General features: G+C 62.6%; 13 protein-coding genes. 6 read left to right on the top strand and 7 right to left on the bottom strand.

Annotated features, from left to right (window positions below):
- The first annotated feature begins 342 nt into the window (after nt 1-342).
- Entirely contained in the window at nt 343-1245 is a 903-nt protein-coding gene (locus AU074_RS21490) for a LysR family transcriptional regulator (protein ID WP_063028932.1), read from the top strand.
- Between the two features lie 9 nt (nt 1246-1254).
- Here the strand turns inward: AU074_RS21490 and AU074_RS21485 are convergent, their stop codons facing one another.
- The 7 genes from AU074_RS21485 to AU074_RS21455 form a co-directional block, all read right to left on the bottom strand.
- Nucleotides 1255-2601: an OprD family outer membrane porin gene (locus tag AU074_RS21485; protein ID WP_076016433.1), complete on the bottom strand. Its 1347-nt coding sequence runs from the start codon at nt 2599-2601 to the stop codon at nt 1255-1257.
- Between the two features lie 101 nt (nt 2602-2702).
- Entirely contained in the window at nt 2703-4055 is a 1353-nt protein-coding gene (locus AU074_RS21480) for a citrate-proton symporter (RefSeq protein ID WP_076016432.1), read from the bottom strand.
- Nucleotides 4056-4149: 94 nt separating this feature from the next.
- Nucleotides 4150-5538 (bottom strand): amidase, encoded by a 1389-nt coding sequence (locus tag AU074_RS21475; protein WP_076016431.1) that lies wholly within the window; start codon nt 5536-5538, stop codon nt 4150-4152.
- Nucleotides 5539-5720: 182 nt separating this feature from the next.
- Nucleotides 5721-6548 carry a hypothetical protein gene (locus tag AU074_RS21470; RefSeq protein WP_076016430.1) on the bottom strand — a complete coding sequence of 276 codons (828 nt, stop codon included), beginning with the start codon at nt 6546-6548 and terminating at the stop codon, nt 5721-5723.
- Nucleotides 6549-6551: 3 nt separating this feature from the next.
- Nucleotides 6552-6740 (bottom strand): hypothetical protein, encoded by a 189-nt coding sequence (locus AU074_RS21465; protein WP_003208968.1) that lies wholly within the window; start codon nt 6738-6740, stop codon nt 6552-6554.
- A 122-nt stretch (nt 6741-6862) separates the two neighbouring features.
- On the bottom strand, nt 6863-7432 hold the full coding sequence (locus AU074_RS21460) for a helix-turn-helix domain-containing protein (RefSeq protein WP_076016429.1): 570 nt from the start codon (nt 7430-7432) through the stop codon (nt 6863-6865).
- On the bottom strand, nt 7429-9384 hold the full coding sequence (locus AU074_RS21455) for an FAD-dependent oxidoreductase (RefSeq protein WP_076016428.1): 1956 nt from the start codon (nt 9382-9384) through the stop codon (nt 7429-7431). Before AU074_RS21455 ends, AU074_RS21460 begins: the two co-directional genes overlap by 4 nt.
- Before the next feature lie 132 nt (nt 9385-9516).
- Between AU074_RS21455 and AU074_RS21450 the strand changes: the two genes are divergently transcribed.
- The 5 genes from AU074_RS21450 to AU074_RS21430 all read left to right on the top strand — a co-directional run bounded on the left by AU074_RS21450 (nt 9517) and on the right by AU074_RS21430 (nt 15221).
- The gene (locus AU074_RS21450) at nt 9517-10275 is read left to right on the top strand and encodes a class II aldolase/adducin family protein (protein WP_076016427.1); all 759 of its coding nucleotides are present in this window, start codon (nt 9517-9519) and stop codon (nt 10273-10275) included.
- A gap of 41 nt (nt 10276-10316) precedes the next feature.
- Entirely contained in the window at nt 10317-10955 is a 639-nt protein-coding gene (locus AU074_RS21445) for a TetR family transcriptional regulator C-terminal domain-containing protein (protein ID WP_076016426.1), read from the top strand.
- Between the two features lie 153 nt (nt 10956-11108).
- On the top strand, nt 11109-11900 hold the full coding sequence (locus AU074_RS21440) for an enoyl-CoA hydratase/isomerase family protein (protein ID WP_076016425.1): 792 nt from the start codon (nt 11109-11111) through the stop codon (nt 11898-11900).
- A 42-nt stretch (nt 11901-11942) separates the two neighbouring features.
- Nucleotides 11943-13103 (top strand): acyl-CoA dehydrogenase family protein, encoded by a 1161-nt coding sequence (locus AU074_RS21435; protein ID WP_076016424.1) that lies wholly within the window; start codon nt 11943-11945, stop codon nt 13101-13103.
- Nucleotides 13104-13121: 18 nt separating this feature from the next.
- A complete protein-coding gene (locus AU074_RS21430; protein WP_076016423.1) occupies nt 13122-15221 on the top strand; it encodes an acetate--CoA ligase family protein in 2100 nt (699 codons plus the stop codon).

The following is a 15221-nucleotide window of genomic DNA, read 5'->3' as shown; positions in this document are numbered from 1 at the left end:
AGCGCCACGAGGGTAAGGCGCTGGCCTTGCTGCTAGCCCGCAAGGATCTGTACGAGTCCGCTAAAGCGGCTAATCCCAGCCGCTGGAGCGGGAACACACGTAACTGGCAGCTTGCAGAAGCTGTTTATCTGAACCCGGAGCGACCGGATGCTAGGGCCGCAATGGCTTGCTAAAACAGTAGTAAGGCGACAGATACATTGACACGTACCGCGTTTGCCAAAAGTGACCCGCTGTAAGAGCGGAACCATACGCGGCCGTTACCGCAGCAACGGATATGTACACATGAATGGCGCAGTAATTGCGTCCCCCCCAACCCCAACCCCCCAAAAAAAGGAGCCCCCCATGCAACTACGCGCCTTGCGATATTTCCATGAGGTCGCCCGCTGCGCCTCCCTGCGTAAGGCCGCCGAACGTCTTTACGTCACCCCAACCGCCGTCAGCCGCCAGATCGAACACCTTGAACACTTCTTCGGCGCCGCCCTGATTGAACGCGGCCCCCGCGGCATCCGCCTCACCGCCGAGGGCGAATGCCTGGCCGAACAAGTCACATCAACCCTGCGCGGCCTCGACCAGGTGCGCGAAGTCATCGCCAGCCGCCAAAGCCAGGTAGCCGGTAACATCAGCATCCATGTGTCAGAAAGTATCGTTTCCACCGTACTCGCCCCGGTACTCGCCACCTTCTACCGCGCCCACCCCAAGGTCACCTTCAACATCGTGATCGCCAGCGCATCGGCGACCCTCGACGCCCTGTGCAGCGGCGAGGCAGACCTGGGCCTGGCCTTCTACCTGCAAGAGCGCGCCGACGTCGAAGTCACCGCCCACTGCCAGTTATGGCACCGGGTGCTGGTCAGCGCCGAACACCCCTTCGCCCAGCGCGAAAGCATCGAATTGAGCGAACTGCAAGGCCAACCCCTGGCGATTCCCGACTCGGCCTACGGCGTGCGCCAGGCCCTGGAAGTGGCCGCAAAAAAACGTGGAGTCACCCTCGAACCGGTGTTCACCACCAGCTCCCTGGAAGTGCAGAAAAGCCTGGCCCGGCAACGGGCAGCGGTGCTGATTTTGCCCCAGGTAGAGGCAGACGTGCGGGACTTGGGCGACGGCCTGGTCGCCGTGCCGATCGCCGATGAAGACCTCGGCCGCATCCGCATCGACTTGTGCGTCTACCGCAACCGCCCCCGTTCGGTGGCGGTGCTCAAGTGCCAGGAGATGCTGGCGGGGGCGATGCAGCGTTGTTCGCTGAACTGAGCCTGAGCCTCAGAAGATGTTGATCGGCACATTGGCGACGAGGCGGAACTCGTCGTAGCTGCCGTCGATCTGCCCGCCGCTGGCGCGGTGGTTGTAGACGATGGTGCGCAGTACGGTGTTTTTGAGGGTGCCGGACTGGATCACGTAGGCCACCATCAAACCGTTTTCGTTGTGCTTGGCGCCATCCAGGCTGCGCACGTTGTAGCCGGTGTTGTGGCCGTTGCGGTCGCCGCCGTAATGGGTGCCGTCGATGTCCCAACCCTTGGCGTGCCACAGGCTGGCGGTGAGGCCGGGCACGCCGTAGGCGGCGAAGTCCAGGTCGTAGCGCAGTTGCCAGGATTTTTCGTTGGGGCCGTTGTAGTCCGAGTACAGCGAGTTGGCCATGTAGTTGCCGGTGGACTCCCACACGTAGTCGAAGTATTCATTGCCGAACACCTGCTGCCAGGCCAGGGTCAGGCTGTGGGCCAGGTGCGTGGCGGTGAAGGCCAGGCTGGCGGCGTTGTTGTCGATGTAGCCGAGGTTTTTGTCCCCCGAATCGCTGGTGTGGTAGTAGTTGAAGGCGGTCTTCAAGGCGATGTCGCTTTTGTCGCCGATGCGGTGAGTCAGGCCGACGTAGGTCTGGTCCCACATGTCTTCGAAACGCGAGGCGTAGACGCTGGCCTCCAGCCCGTAACCCGGTTTGACGGTGGCCCCCAGGTAGCTGATGCGTGCGCCGCTGTAGGCGCGGTTGCCGAAGGTGGTGGTGAGCTTTTCGGCGCCAGTGCCGGTGCGCGGGATCGCCCGCTCGAAGCTGCCGCCCTGCACCGACAACCAGTCGAATTCGTTGCTGAACAGGCCCACGCCCTGGAAGCTGGAGGGCAGGGCACGGTTGTCCTTGTAGCGCAGGATCGGGTTGTCGGTCATCAGCCGGCCCGCCTTGATCTCGGTGCTGGACAGGCGCAAACGCACGTCGCCCACGCCCAGGCGGCTCCAAGTGGGAATCGCATCGCCGTCGCCGTCCACCAGTACTCGGTCGCCACCATTGGCCACCTTGCCGTGGCCACGCTCCAGGTTGACCGCACTGAAGATCCCCGCGTCCACACCCACGCCGATCAGGCCCTGGGTGTAGCCGGAGCTGTACTTGAGCATGCTGGTCTGCACCCAGGTTTCACGCACGCGGGTGGGCTCGATGCCGCCGGGTTTCTTGATGCTCAAGTGGGTGGTGCGTTTGGTGTGCTGGTTGGAATAGTAGTGCCGCAGGTTCAGGTCCAGGGTGCTGCCTTCGAGGAAGCCCGGTGCGCTGGCTTGAGCGTTCTCTTGGGCGAAAGCCTGGGTGCTGGAAGCCAGGGTGACGGCCAGCAAAAGACGTGGATACATGGTAAATCCCCATACAAATCAGACGTAAGGCGACCGTCCCGGCAGGCCCTTGGGCGCTGCCGGTCGGTGGCGAAAAGACGCGGGACAGTGGGAAAAGGTATTCAGCGAACCGGGGCTTCTGTGAGCCGGGTTTCGCGGGCCGGGCTGCCGGGCAGCGACGGGCGAGTTTCCTTGGCGAACCAGGCGGCGGTGAGGCACACCAGGTTGGCGATCAGCAGGTACCAGACCGGCGACATTGGATCGCCGGTGGTGCCGATCAGCCAGGTAATGATGATCTGCGCGGTGCCGCCAAACGCCGCCACACCGAAGGCGTAGACGATGGAGAAACCGGTGGAGCGCACGGATTTCGGAAAGCTTTCCACCAGCAATACGATCAACGCTGCGCCGCTCATGCCGTGCAGGCCCGAAAGTACCGCGAGGGTCAGCAGGAAGGTCGCCGGGCTCGGGTGCTCGGTCATCAGTTGCAGGGCCGGGAACAGGATCAACAGCAACACCACCCGCGGTGTCATCAGGATCACCCGGCGCCCGAAGCGGTCGCAGAGCATTCCGCCGGCCACCGCACACACGGCCATGGCGGCGCCCGCCACCAGGGTCGAGAGCATGGAGATGCTGGTGGGCAGCTTCAGCTCGGTGAGGGCGAAGGTGGTCATGTAGTTGAGGAAGTACTGGGTGATGGTGCTGCCGGAAAGGATCAGCAGCCCCAGCACCAGCGCCCGTCGGTGCTTGCCGCAGACTTCCCGCACCAGGTCGCCGGTGCTGGTCTGCTCGCCGTGGCCGTGGAAGGTTTCGGCGAGGTTGCGACGGATGTAGATGCCGATCGGCAATACCAGCAGGCCGAACACAAACGGTACGCGCCAGCCCCAGCTGTTGAGGTCTTCGGGGGACATGACTTTGGTCAGGGTAAAACCCACCAGCCCGGCCACCATGGCTGCGACGCCCTGGGCAACCACTTGCCAGCAGGCGTACGTCCCGCGTTTGTGGGGCGGTGCCGCTTCGAGAATGTAGGTGGTGGCGGGGCCGGCTTCACCGCCCCAGGCCAGGCCCTGGATCATGCGGGTGACTACCAGCAGGATCGGCGCCGCGATGCCGATGGTCTCGTAGCCCGGCAATATCGCGATGCTGCCGGTGCCCACGGCCATCATCACCAGGGTCAACAGCATCGCCGGTTTGCGCCCGACGCGGTCGGCATAGGCGCCGATCAGCACCGCGCCCAGCGGCCGGACGATAAAGCCGATACCGAACGCGGTAACCGACAGCATCAAGCTGACGAAGGCGCTGTCGGACGGAAAAAACGTGTGGCCGATCATCACCGCAAAGGTTGCGTACACACCAAAGTCGAAAAACTCCACGGCGTTACCCAGGACCACGGCGAAGATGCTCTTTTTGCCGGCGTCCGGGGACGGTGTTTCGGGTGCGTGATCAGGATCGGATCGTGTCAATTGCTCAGTGTGCATACCAGCCCCTCGATTTTAGTTATAGGTCGTCCGAGCTCCTGGCCGAGTAGGCCCGGAGCTGGCGTGTGGGTGGGCAGTTCTTACAGCGTCAAAGTCAGGAAGGATTCGGCCAGTGGTGGATTGCGCCACGCCAGCTCTCGTAGGTTTTAGCGATTTGCAGCAGCCATTGATCGGCAAAGCGTGGGGCGATCATCTGCAGGCCGATGGGCATGCCATCGGCAGCGAAACCGCAGTTGATCGACAGCGCCGGTTGTTCGCCCATGTTCCAGGGCACAGTGAACACAATGTGTTCGAACGGCAGTTGCGGGTTGTTGCTGGGTGACGGCCACTCGGCCGGGAAGGCGTTGACCTGGTTGGTGGGGGACAGCACCAGGTCGAGTTCGGTGAACACCTGCGCGGCGCGGCGGCGCATTTCGAAGGTCTGGTTGAAGCCTTTAACGGCCTGTACGCCGCTGATCTCGGCGCCCGGCGCAGCCCAGTCGCGGATGTACGGCAAGACCTTGTCGAACTGCTCGCTGCTCAACGCGGACAAGTCACCCCACTGGCGGGCGCGCCAGAAATGGTCGAGGCCATCGAGTTGGGCGCGGTCCATGATCGGCGGGATCAGCGTGACCTTGGCGCCGTGGGCTTCGAACAGCCGCGCGGCTTGCTCCACTGCTTCACACACGAAGCCTTCAGGCTGCATGCCTACGCCGGGCTCGAGCATCAGGCCGACCCGCAGCCCCTTGACCGACAACGGCTGGTTGCTCCATTGGGTGGTGAGTGGCGGCAGGCTGGTGGCGTCACGGGCATCGGGGCGTGCCAGGTGTTGCATCAGCAGCACGCAGTCGTCGACGGTGCGGGTCATGGGCCCGGCGGCGCGGCCGGTGTAATACGGGTCGATGGGGATGCGTCCCAGGGTCGGCTTGAATCCCACCAGGCCGCACCAGGCGGCGGGCAGGCGCACCGAGCCGCCGATGTCGGTGCCCACGTGCAGCGGGCCGTAACCAGCGGCGGCTGCAGCGGCGGCACCGGAGCTGGAACCGCCAGTGTTGTTGGCGGTATTCCACGGGTTGCGGGTGATGCCGTGGAAGCTCGACAGGCCGGAAGACAGCATGCCGAAATCCGGGTTGGTGGTCTTGGCCAGGATAATCGCGCCTGCTTCACGCATACGGGCTGCGGGCGGTGCGTCCTTGAGGGCCGGGGTCAGGCGGGTGGCGGCGCTGCCGAGGGGAATGGGCACGCCCTCGGTGGCGATCAATTCCTTGAGGGTCACCGGTACACCGTCGAGGGCACCGTTGGGTTGGCCCTTGTTCCAGCGTTCGGTGGAGGCCTGGGCCTGCTGGCGCACCTGTTGCGGGTCGAAGGCATAGAGCGCGTTGATCTGCGGCTCCCAACGGTCGATATGGGCCAGGAGCTGGTCGTAGTAGTCGATGGGCGCGAGTTGCCGGCTGGCAAATTGCGCCAGCAGTTCGGCAGCCGTAAGGGTGTGCAGGTCAGTCATCGAACGCTTCCTTGTGATGGGCCGGCTGGCTCATGGCGGGTTGCAGTAGGGACGACTATATAAACCCCAGTGTGACGCGGCCATCACAATCGGTGCAGTTCAGTGTTGCGTTTTTGTGTGCACTGAAACCGACGGGTAGATGTGGGATATGGCTGGAAGGTTTACTGTGCGGCAGGCGGACCTCAGGCGCATGCGCCTGGCGTCTTTTTCTTGCGTGCCGACGGACGACGATAGCTCCGGGTAGGCTGGGGTTTTGCCCGTGTGCGGGATTGGAAAGACATCCACGTCGCAGGGTCAAAGCGGGTGGCTGATACCACCGCTTCCTGGAGCAGCATGATGGAAATGGCGTCTGACGCATCCGGGTATTCAGTATCGAGGATGATTTCCAGGGTGTCCTTGTCGCGATAGCCGCTGCAGGTCGGAATCAGACTGAAGGCGTGATCTATACCTTCGGACTCATTCGGCTCGCAGATGGATGAAACGACGCCCACATAAACATTCCGATCGTTCAGCGTGAACATGCATTGAGAGCCGCGCGCAATGGATTCCCTGAGCAGGGTCCTGAGGGGGCGCCCCGTTAGAAGCTCGAGCATCAATTGCTGGTTCAGTTCCTCCTCTGAAGCAAGTTGCAGTCGTCGTCGACGCCAACGCACAAATAATCGCGCCCAGCAGTAGGGAATGATCATGGCTGTCAGGCCGACCTGGAGCAAAAATACCCAGAGGCCATGATTTCTCTCGGTGGCAATATCCAGCTCTATCAGCAGCTTGCCCAGATAAGCACTGTAATCAATGGGGATTGTCTGGCCAGCCAGTTGCAGCGGCTGTTTGGACAGGCAAAGAATCAAGGTGGTCAGTACGAACGACAGTACGAGGCAGGTCCAGCCTAATCTTGCGACCTGTAGATAGAGTAACTGGCCCTCAAAGCGGTGGAGGCGGCAGTAATGGCCGGGGTGTTTCAAACACACCAAATAGCCACTCACCAGTAACGGCAGTATCAGTAGTAGCCCCATGGGTTATTTGAATATCAGTTCACGTATCTTGCGCTTGTGTTCCTTGAACTCGGGTGAGTTGGCGATTTCCGCCGGGTCGACAGAAATACCCCACTCACCCACTATCCTCATGGTTTTGTACCGCTTGATAGCCCTGATATTTTCCAGATCTTCCTCAGTGGGTTTCTTGAACCACGCAAACGACTCAAACATGACCGGCACCCTCGAAAAAAAGTAGTCGGTTTTATAGCAAGAGCGGTTTTTACCGACTACTGATGGCCCCCATCCAGAACTCCCCGCGTATCGTAGGAAACGTCCTCAGTTGCTCCAACGGTCTAAAACGTCGGCGGCGTAATCACCCAAATCACCACCGCATCCACCTTCCCGGGGTTGCCGTACCGATGAGGCTCACTGCTGGGGAAGCTGAAACTGTCGCCTTCAGCCAGCTGAAAATGCCGCTCGCCCACCCACAACTCAAACGTTCCACTCAACACATAACCCGCTTCTTCACCCTCATGGCTATAGCTCTGCTGGCTGTAGGTGCCCGGCGGAAAACGCGAATGCAGCATCTCCAACTGATGATTGGGCAGGGGCGTCAGCAACTGGTCGACGATCCCGTCTTCATAATGAATGCTCTGGCGATTGTTCTTGCGCACCACAAAACCTTCATCCTCCGCTGCCGGCGTGGTCTCGCTGGCAAAAAACCACTGGATCGTCACCCCCAGGCTGCGGGCGATATTGAACAGGGCCGGGATCGACGGGTAGGCGAGGTTGCGTTCCAGTTGGCTGATATAGCCGGCCGTCAATTCGCTCATCTGCGCCAATTCGGTAAGCGTCATGCCCCGGGCCTTGCGCAAGCCGCGGATGCGGGTGCCGAGAAACAGCTGTGGCGGTTGGTTGTTCAAATGTCCCACGCTACCTTCAATCCTTCGTAAATCGCCTCTTCAGCGGTACGCGGCGCCAGGCAATCGCCGATGCGTCTGAACGCCACCAGGCCTTCCAGTTCCGCGCCCAGAGTGTCCACCGGCTGGTGGCCCTGGCACAACACCAGAGTGTCGATATTTTCCAGCAACATCGGCTCGCCGCTGGCGGTGTGTTGCAGGTAGACGGTGGTGTCGTCGCAGCCGTACAAACGGGCGTAAGGGATGATCGGAATGCCCAGCCGGTGCAGTTCGCCGGCCAGTTGATCACGCACGTATAACGGCAGGTTTTCCCCGCAATGGGTGCCGTTCACCGCCAGTTGCACCTGATGGCCGGCGCGGGTGAGGCGCTCGGCAATGCCCGGGCCGATCCAGTCGCAACGCCAATCCACCACGACCACCGAACGGCCCAGCGGCACCTCGTCGCGCAGTACTTGCCAGGCGTCCACCACCTGTAGCTCGCCGCCGCGTTCGAAGGCCGGCCAATAGGGCTCGGCGCCGGTGGCGATGATCACCAGGTCAGGTTGTTCGCGTTCCACCAATGCGCGGTCGACGCGGGTGTTGCGCACTACGCGAACCCCGGCCAGTTCCATCTCGCGCTGCAGGTTGGTACTGGCGCCGCCGAACTCGCTGCGTCGTGGCAGCAACTGTGCGAGGAGCACCTGGCCGCCCAGTTGGGCGCTGGCTTCATACAAGGTCACTTCGTGCCCGCGTTGCGCCGCCACGGCCGCGGCTTTCATTCCTGCCGGGCCACCGCCGGCGACCATAATCCGCTTGCGTCGCAGTGCCGGTTGCAACTGGCCAAACTGCAATTCGCGGCCGGTCTCGGGGTGCTGGATGCAGGAGATCGGCAAGCCTTTGTGGAAGTGTCCGATGCAGGCCTGATTGCAGGCGATGCACGCCCGTATATCCTCGGCATGGCCGCTTGAGGTTTTGGCCGGCATTCGCGGGTCGCAGATCAGCGCGCGGGTCATGCCGCACACGTCGGCCTGGCCGCGCTGCAGCATCAACTCGGCTTCCTGAGGCTGGTTGATGCGCCCGGTGACGAACAGCGGAATCGACAGGCCGGCCTTGAACGTCGCCGCTTCTGCCGCCAGGTACGCGGGGGCAATGGCCATGGGCGGCACGATATGGATTGCGCCGCCGAGGGAGGCCGAGGTGCCGGCGACGATGTGCACATAATCCAGCTGTGATTGCAGCTGTTGCACGGCGGCCAGGGAGTCATCTTCTGTCAGGCCTTCGGGGTCGCGCTCATCCGCAGAGATGCGCAAACCGATGATGAAATGCTCGTCGGTTTCGGCACGCACAGAGGCGATGATCTCCCGCAGAAAACGCAGGCGTTGTTCCAGCTCACCGTTGTAGCCGTCGGTACGGCGATTCACCCGCGGGTTGAGAAATTGCGCCGGCAGATAACCATGGCTGGCGACCACCTCCACACCGTCAATCCCGGCCTGGTACAGACGCCTCGCCGCTGCGCCGTAGCCCGCGATGATCTCGTCGATCATTGCCTGGTCAAGGGCGCGCGGCATCACCCGGAACCGCTCGTTGGGTACCCCGGAAGCCGAGTAAGCCACCGTCAGCAAGCCATCGGCCGACTCCATGATTTCCCGCCCCGGATGGAAAATCTGCGACAGCACCAGGGTGCCGTGGGCATGACAGGTTTCGGCCAGTTGGCGGTAGCCGTCGATGCAGCTGTCATCGGTGGCCATCAGCACATGGGAGGTGTAGCGGGCGCTGTCATGCACCCCGGCGACCTGCAACACAATCAGCCCCACACCGCCCTCGGCGCGTGCCCGGTGGTAGGCGATCAACTGCTCGTTGACCCGGTTGTCGGTGGGCATCGAGGTGTCGTGCCCGCTGGACATGATGCGGTTTTTCAGGCGTTTGCCGCGCAGCGTCAACGGTTCAAAAAGATGCGGAAAGGCATGGGGCGACATGGTGCGGATACTCCAGGCGCTGTTGTTATTATTTTTCTATAGGAGGTCAGCCTCAGTAAAAAATCAACTTGTTTTTTTACTGGCGACTGGATTAGCGTCAGCCACATCACCCACCCGCCTGGAGAATAAAAAATGACTGGGGCCACCGAACGACAGCTGCGTGAAGAGCTTGCCGCCTGCTACCGGCTGATCGCGCACTTTCGCATGAGCGACCTGATCTTCACCCATATCTCGGTGCGCATTCCCGGGCCTGAACACCACTTTTTGATCAACCCCTATGGGCTGATGTTCGAGGAGATCACCGCGTCCAGCCTGGTGAAGATCGGCCTGGACGGACGTGCGGTCGAGGCGTCGGCCCATGGGGTCAACCCGGCGGGGTTCGTGATTCACAGCGCGATTCACGGCGCCCGCGAAGACGCTCAGTGCGTGCTGCACACTCACACCCGCGCCGGGTGTGCGGTGGCGGCGCTGGAGTGCGGGCTGTTGCCGGTGAACCAGATTTCCATGGAGTTCTACGGCAAGGTCGCCTACCACGACTACGAAGGCGTGGCGCTGGACATGGACGAGCAACAACGACTGGTTCGCGACCTCGGCGACAAGCCGGTGCTGATGTTGCGTAACCATGGTTTGTTGACGGTGGGGGAGACGGTCAGCCAGGCCTTCCTGCGCATGTACTACCTGGAGAAGGCCTGTGATATCCAGCTTGCCGCCCAGGCGTGCGGCAAGCTGATCCTGCCGCCTGCAGACGTGTGTGAATACACCGAGCGGCAGTTCAATGAGCCTGGCCGGTCATTGGAAGAGGGCGAACTGGCAGACCTGGACGCCATGCAACTGGCGTGGGCGGCTTTGCTGCGGTTGCTGGATCGGGTGTCGCCGGGTTTCCGGGAGTGAGGTAGAGTCGTCCAGCCGACTCTACCCAAGGACACCGCCTCATGACCCAGGAATCCCGTTTCTCCCGTATGGAGCCGGAGTTGCGCAAGGCCAATCTGGTCCAGGCGACGCTGGTGTGCCTCAAGCGCCACGGTTTCCAGGGGGCCTCGATTCGCAAGATCAGCGCCGAGGCCGGGGTGTCGGTGGGGCTGATCAGTCATCACTACTCGGGCAAGGATGAACTGGTGGCGGAGGCTTATCGGTCGATCACCGGGCAGGTCATGGACTTGCTGCGCGATGCCATGGCCAAGGCGCCGCCCAGCCCGCGGGAGCGGCTGTCGGCGTTCTTTCGCGGCTCGTTCTCGCCCGAGTTGCTGGACCCGCAACTGCTGGATGCGTGGCTGGCATTCTGGGGCGCGGTCAAGACTGCGCCGGCGATCAACCAGGCTCACGAGCATTCCTATGGCGAGTACCGCACCATCATGCGTTCAGCCTTGGCAGACATGGCCGCTGAAGAAGCATGGGAGCGCTTTGACGCCGACCTGGCAGCCATCGCCTTGAGCGCCTTGCTCGACGGTTTGTGGCTGGAATCGGGGCTCAACCCCGGCACGTTCACCCCGGAGCAGGGCATCCAGATCTGCGAAGCCTGGGTCGATGGCTTGCAGTCCGGCGGCCGCAAGCGCTTCCAGATCAAACCCTGAACTGACGATTTCTCGCTGCCTGGACGCCACGTCCAGGCCGGCATTCCCCCTCGAAAAATATTTGCAGTTACCCGATTGCCTCCTTACTGAACACTCGTTTAGTATCGCCCCATGTCGCACCCCTCAAGCCAATTAAAATAATTCGAGGATTCCATGACTACAGATCCGTCCGTGCTCACTCAAGTGCAAGCAGGCGTTGCCTGGATCACCCTCAATCGCGGCGCCCAGCGCAACGCCCTGGACATCCCGACCCTCAAGCACCTGCATGCATTGCTGGACGGTTTCAACAGCGACCCGGCTGTGCGCGTGGTGGTGTTGACCGGCACTGGTCGCAGCTTCTGCGCCGGTGCAGACCTCGCCGAATGGGCCGACGCCGAAGCCCGTGGCGCCCTCGAAACCTACGGCTGGACCGAAACCGCCCACGCCTTGATGACCCGCCTGCACACCCTCGACAAACCTACCCTCGCTGCCATCAACGGTACTGCGGTCGGCGCCGGCATGGACCTGACGCTGTGCTGTGACCTGCGTGTAGCCGCGCAATCGGCACGTTTCAAGGCTGGCTACACCAGCATGGCCTACTCGCCGGACGCCGGTGCCAGCTGGCATCTGCCGCGCCTGATCGGCAGCGAACAGGCCAAGCGCCTGCTATTCCTCGACGAATTGTGGAGTGCCGACCGCGCCCTGGCCGCCGGCCTGGTGGGCGAAGTGGTCGCCGATGAGCAACTGCATGCTCATGTCACTGAGCTGGCCACGCGCCTGGCCAACGGCCCGACCTTCGCCTTCGCCCAGACCAAAACCCTGATCCGTGAAGGCGCCGGGCGCAGCCTGCCCGAGCAGCTCCAGGCCGAACTCGCCGCCGGCTTGCTGTGCGGCCGCAGCGCCGACGGTGCTGAAGCCCTGCGCGCGTCGATGGAAAAGCGTCCCCCGAATTTCTCCGGCAACTGATTCCTCCTCAAAACACCCCTCGAACGATCGACAGGTAGCGCCATGAATTTCCAGCCCAGCCAAGAACAAGACATGTTGGTGGACGCGGTACGCAGTTTTGTTGCCAAGGAATTGTTGCCCCACGAGGAGGCGGTGGACCGCGCCGATGAAGTCTCGCCAGAGCTCGCCGCGCAGATCCGGGACAAGGCGATTGCCGCCGGGTTCTATGCCTTCAACATGCCGGAAGAGGTCGGCGGTGGCGGCCTGGATTACCTGTCCCAGGCGTTGATCGAGCGCGAGTTGTCGAAAGTCTCCTGGGCGCTGCATGTGTTTGTCGCCCGGCCGTCGAAAATTCTCATGGCCTGCACTGGCGCGCAGATTGGCGAGTACCTGTTGCCGTGCGTGCAGGGCAAGAAGATCGACTGTTTTGCCTTGACCGAACCGGGCGCCGGTTCCGACGCCAATGCGATCAAGACCCGCGCCGTGCGCAGCGGCGATGACTTTGTGCTCAACGGCAGCAAGCATTTCATCAGCCATGCCGGCCAGGCGGATTTCGCCATCGTGTTTGCCGTCACCGACACCTACGAACACAACGGCCGCCAGCGCAACGCCGTGACCTCGTTCCTGGTGGACCGTGGCACGCCGGGCATGACCATTCGCCGGGGCCCCAAGTGCGTCAGCAACCGCGGCTACCACACCTATGAAATGTTCTTCGACGACTGCCGCGTGCCGGCCTCAAAAGTCCTCGGCGAAGTCGGCAAAGGCTGGGAGGTCGCCAACGCCTGGCTGACCGCAGGCCGCGTGATGGTGGCCGCCAACTGCGTCGGCCAGGCCCAGCGAGCGCTGGATGTGTCGCTGCAATGGGCCGCAGACCGCAAACAGTTCGGCCAGCCCATCGGCACCTATCAAGGCATCTCGTTCAAGCTCGCCGACATGGCCACGCAAATTCGCGCGGCCGAACTGCTGACCCTGAACACCGCCTGGAAAATGGACCAGGGCACCATGACCGACGGCGAGGCCGGCATGGCCAAGCTGTTTGCGAGCGAGGTGCTGGGCAAGGTCGCTGACGAGGCCGTGCAGATTTACGGCGGCATGGGCTTGATGGACGAAGGGCCGGTGGAGCGCATCTGGCGCAACGCGCGGATCGAACGGATCTGGGAAGGCACTTCGGAAATCCAGCGCCATATTATTGCCCGCGAGCTGTTGCGGCCGCTGTTGCGCTGATCGGGTCGGAGAACGCTTATGTCCCAGGCTATTCGCGACAATCTCAAGCGCCTGCTGGCGCCCCGTCACCTGGCATTCGTCGGTGGGCGCAACATGGCCCGCGCCCTCAAGCGCTGTGCCGAGGGTGGTTTTGCCGGCCAGATGTGGCTGGTCAACCCGCAGCATGACAGCCTCGACGGTATTCCCTGCGTACGCCGCGTAGCGGATCTGCCATGCGGCCCGGACGCAGTGTTTATCGCCACCAACCGCGAGCTGACTTTGACCTGCGTTGCCGAACTGGCGGCCATCGGCACCGGTGGCGCCATCTGCTACGCCTCCGGGTTTGCCGAAACCGGCGCCGAGGGCCTGGCCTTGCAGCAACAACTGCTCAAGGCGGCCGGCGAGATGGCGCTGCTCGGCCCCAATTGCTATGGCCTGCTGGATTACCTCCACAGCTCGGCGTTATGGCCGGTGGCCCATGGCGGCAAGCCGGTAGAGAAGGGCGTTGCGGTGCTGACCCAGAGCGGCAACTTCGCCTACAACCTGTCCATGAGCGACCGTTCGCTGCCGGTGGCCTATATGGCGTCGGTGGGCAACCAGGCGCAATTGGGCGTTGCTGAACTGATGGATGTGCTGCTCGACGAGCCGCGCGTCACGGCCATCGGCTTGCACCTGGAAGGCTTGAAGAATGTGCCGGGGTTCGCCCGTGCGGCCCATAAGGCGCTGGAAAAAGGCATTCCGATCATCGCCCTGAAAACCGGCGTGTCGCAGATCGGCGCCGAGTTGGCCTTGAGTCATACCAGTTCGTTGTCGGGTTCAGACGCGTTGTACGACAGCCTGTTTGCGCGCCTGGGCGTGATCCGGGTCAGCGGCCCGGTGAGTTTTGTCGAGACCCTGAAAGCCGCGGCCTGCGGTAACTTGCCGGCGGGCAACAGCCTGATTGCCCTGGCCTGTTCCGGTGGCGATGCCGGGTTGATTGCCGACTACGCCGAGCGCAACGATTTAAGCCTGCCCAAACTCGATGAGGGCCAGCGTTCGGAACTGACGCAGGTACTGCCGAGCTACGCTAACCTGGTCAATCCGCTGGATTTCACCACGGCCATCTGGGGCAACAGCGAAGCCCTCAATATCATGCTCGATACGGCACTGCGGACCGACGCGGATGCGGCGATGCTGGTGCTCGACTACCCGGCGGAATTTACCGGTGAGCGCAAGGAATGCGACCTGCTGCTGGAGCTGTTTTGCAGTGCGCTGACTCGCCATGGCAAGACCGGGTTTGTGACCTCGGCATTCCCCGAATTGTTGCCGGCTCACGCTCGCGAGCGTCTGCATGCTCAAGGTGTTGCCGCGTTGCAAGGCGTGGAAGACGCGCTGGCGGCCTGGGGCCGGATTGCCGACTACCAAAACAATCGCCGGGCGCTGCTGGCCCGTGGTGAATCGGTATTGGTGCCGTTGTGCCCGCAAGCGCTGGAAGCACTCGGACAGTCGCTTAACGAGTGGGATTCCAAGCAGGCTTTGCGTGCTTTCGGCCTGACCACGCCGGCCGGCGTCTTGAGTACGCCAGCGCGGGCCATCGCCGATGCCAAAGTGCTGGGCTACCCACTGGTACTCAAGGCCGTGAGTGCCGACCTCCCGCATAAAACCGAAGCCGGCGCCGTGGCGCTCAACCTGCGGGACGGCTTCGCCTTGACTGCGGCCCTGGCCCATATGCGTGAGCAGATGGCTGCCTATGCGCCGGATGTACCGTTCGATCACCTGCTATTGGAATCCATGGCCACGCCGCCGTTGGCCGAGCTGATTGTGGGCATCAAGCGCGAAAACGATTTCGGCCTGGCGCTGGTGATTGGCGCCGGTGGAATCCTCGTGGAGTTGCTCAAGGACAGTCGCAGCCTGTTGCTGCCGACCACCGACGATGCGATCCGCAATGCCTTGCTCAGCCTGCGCAGCGCGGCATTGCTGCAAGGCTTTCGCGGGCGGGAAGTGGCTGACATGGAGGCGCTGGTGGCAGCGATTCGTGCGGTGGCCGACTACGCCTGCGCCAACGCCGGGCAGTTGCTGGAACTCGATGTAAACCCATTGCTGGTCAATGCCCGGGGCGCCACGGCGGTCGATGCATTGATCCGTCTCGCCCAGGCGTGA

Origin of the sequence: Pseudomonas sp. ATCC PTA-122608, from assembly GCF_001952855.1 — a bacterium.
Taxonomy (GTDB): Bacteria; Pseudomonadota; Gammaproteobacteria; order Pseudomonadales; family Pseudomonadaceae; genus Aquipseudomonas.
Note: the sequence above shows the minus strand (reverse complement) of the source record. Positions and strands in the feature narration are given on the sequence as shown.

What these genes read in the sequence shown, in the direction of transcription:
- AU074_RS21470 (WP_076016430.1), bottom strand. Translation starts at nt 6,548, where the DNA reads ATGGGGCTACTACTGATACTGCCGTTACTGGTGAGTGGCTATTTGGTG.
- AU074_RS21455 (WP_076016428.1), bottom strand. Translation starts at nt 9,384, where the DNA reads ATGTCGCCCCATGCCTTTCCGCATCTTTTTGAACCGTTGACGCTGCGC.
- AU074_RS21490 (WP_063028932.1), top strand. Translation starts at nt 343, where the DNA reads ATGCAACTACGCGCCTTGCGATATTTCCATGAGGTCGCCCGCTGCGCC.
- AU074_RS21430 (WP_076016423.1), top strand. Translation starts at nt 13,122, where the DNA reads ATGTCCCAGGCTATTCGCGACAATCTCAAGCGCCTGCTGGCGCCCCGT.
- AU074_RS21435 (WP_076016424.1), top strand. Translation starts at nt 11,943, where the DNA reads ATGAATTTCCAGCCCAGCCAAGAACAAGACATGTTGGTGGACGCGGTA.
- AU074_RS21440 (WP_076016425.1), top strand. Translation starts at nt 11,109, where the DNA reads ATGACTACAGATCCGTCCGTGCTCACTCAAGTGCAAGCAGGCGTTGCC.
- AU074_RS21445 (WP_076016426.1), top strand. Translation starts at nt 10,317, where the DNA reads ATGACCCAGGAATCCCGTTTCTCCCGTATGGAGCCGGAGTTGCGCAAG.
- AU074_RS21465 (WP_003208968.1), bottom strand. Translation starts at nt 6,740, where the DNA reads ATGTTTGAGTCGTTTGCGTGGTTCAAGAAACCCACTGAGGAAGATCTG.
- AU074_RS21450 (WP_076016427.1), top strand. Translation starts at nt 9,517, where the DNA reads ATGACTGGGGCCACCGAACGACAGCTGCGTGAAGAGCTTGCCGCCTGC.
- AU074_RS21475 (WP_076016431.1), bottom strand. Translation starts at nt 5,538, where the DNA reads ATGACTGACCTGCACACCCTTACGGCTGCCGAACTGCTGGCGCAATTT.
- AU074_RS21485 (WP_076016433.1), bottom strand. Translation starts at nt 2,601, where the DNA reads ATGTATCCACGTCTTTTGCTGGCCGTCACCCTGGCTTCCAGCACCCAG.
- AU074_RS21480 (WP_076016432.1), bottom strand. Translation starts at nt 4,055, where the DNA reads ATGCACACTGAGCAATTGACACGATCCGATCCTGATCACGCACCCGAA.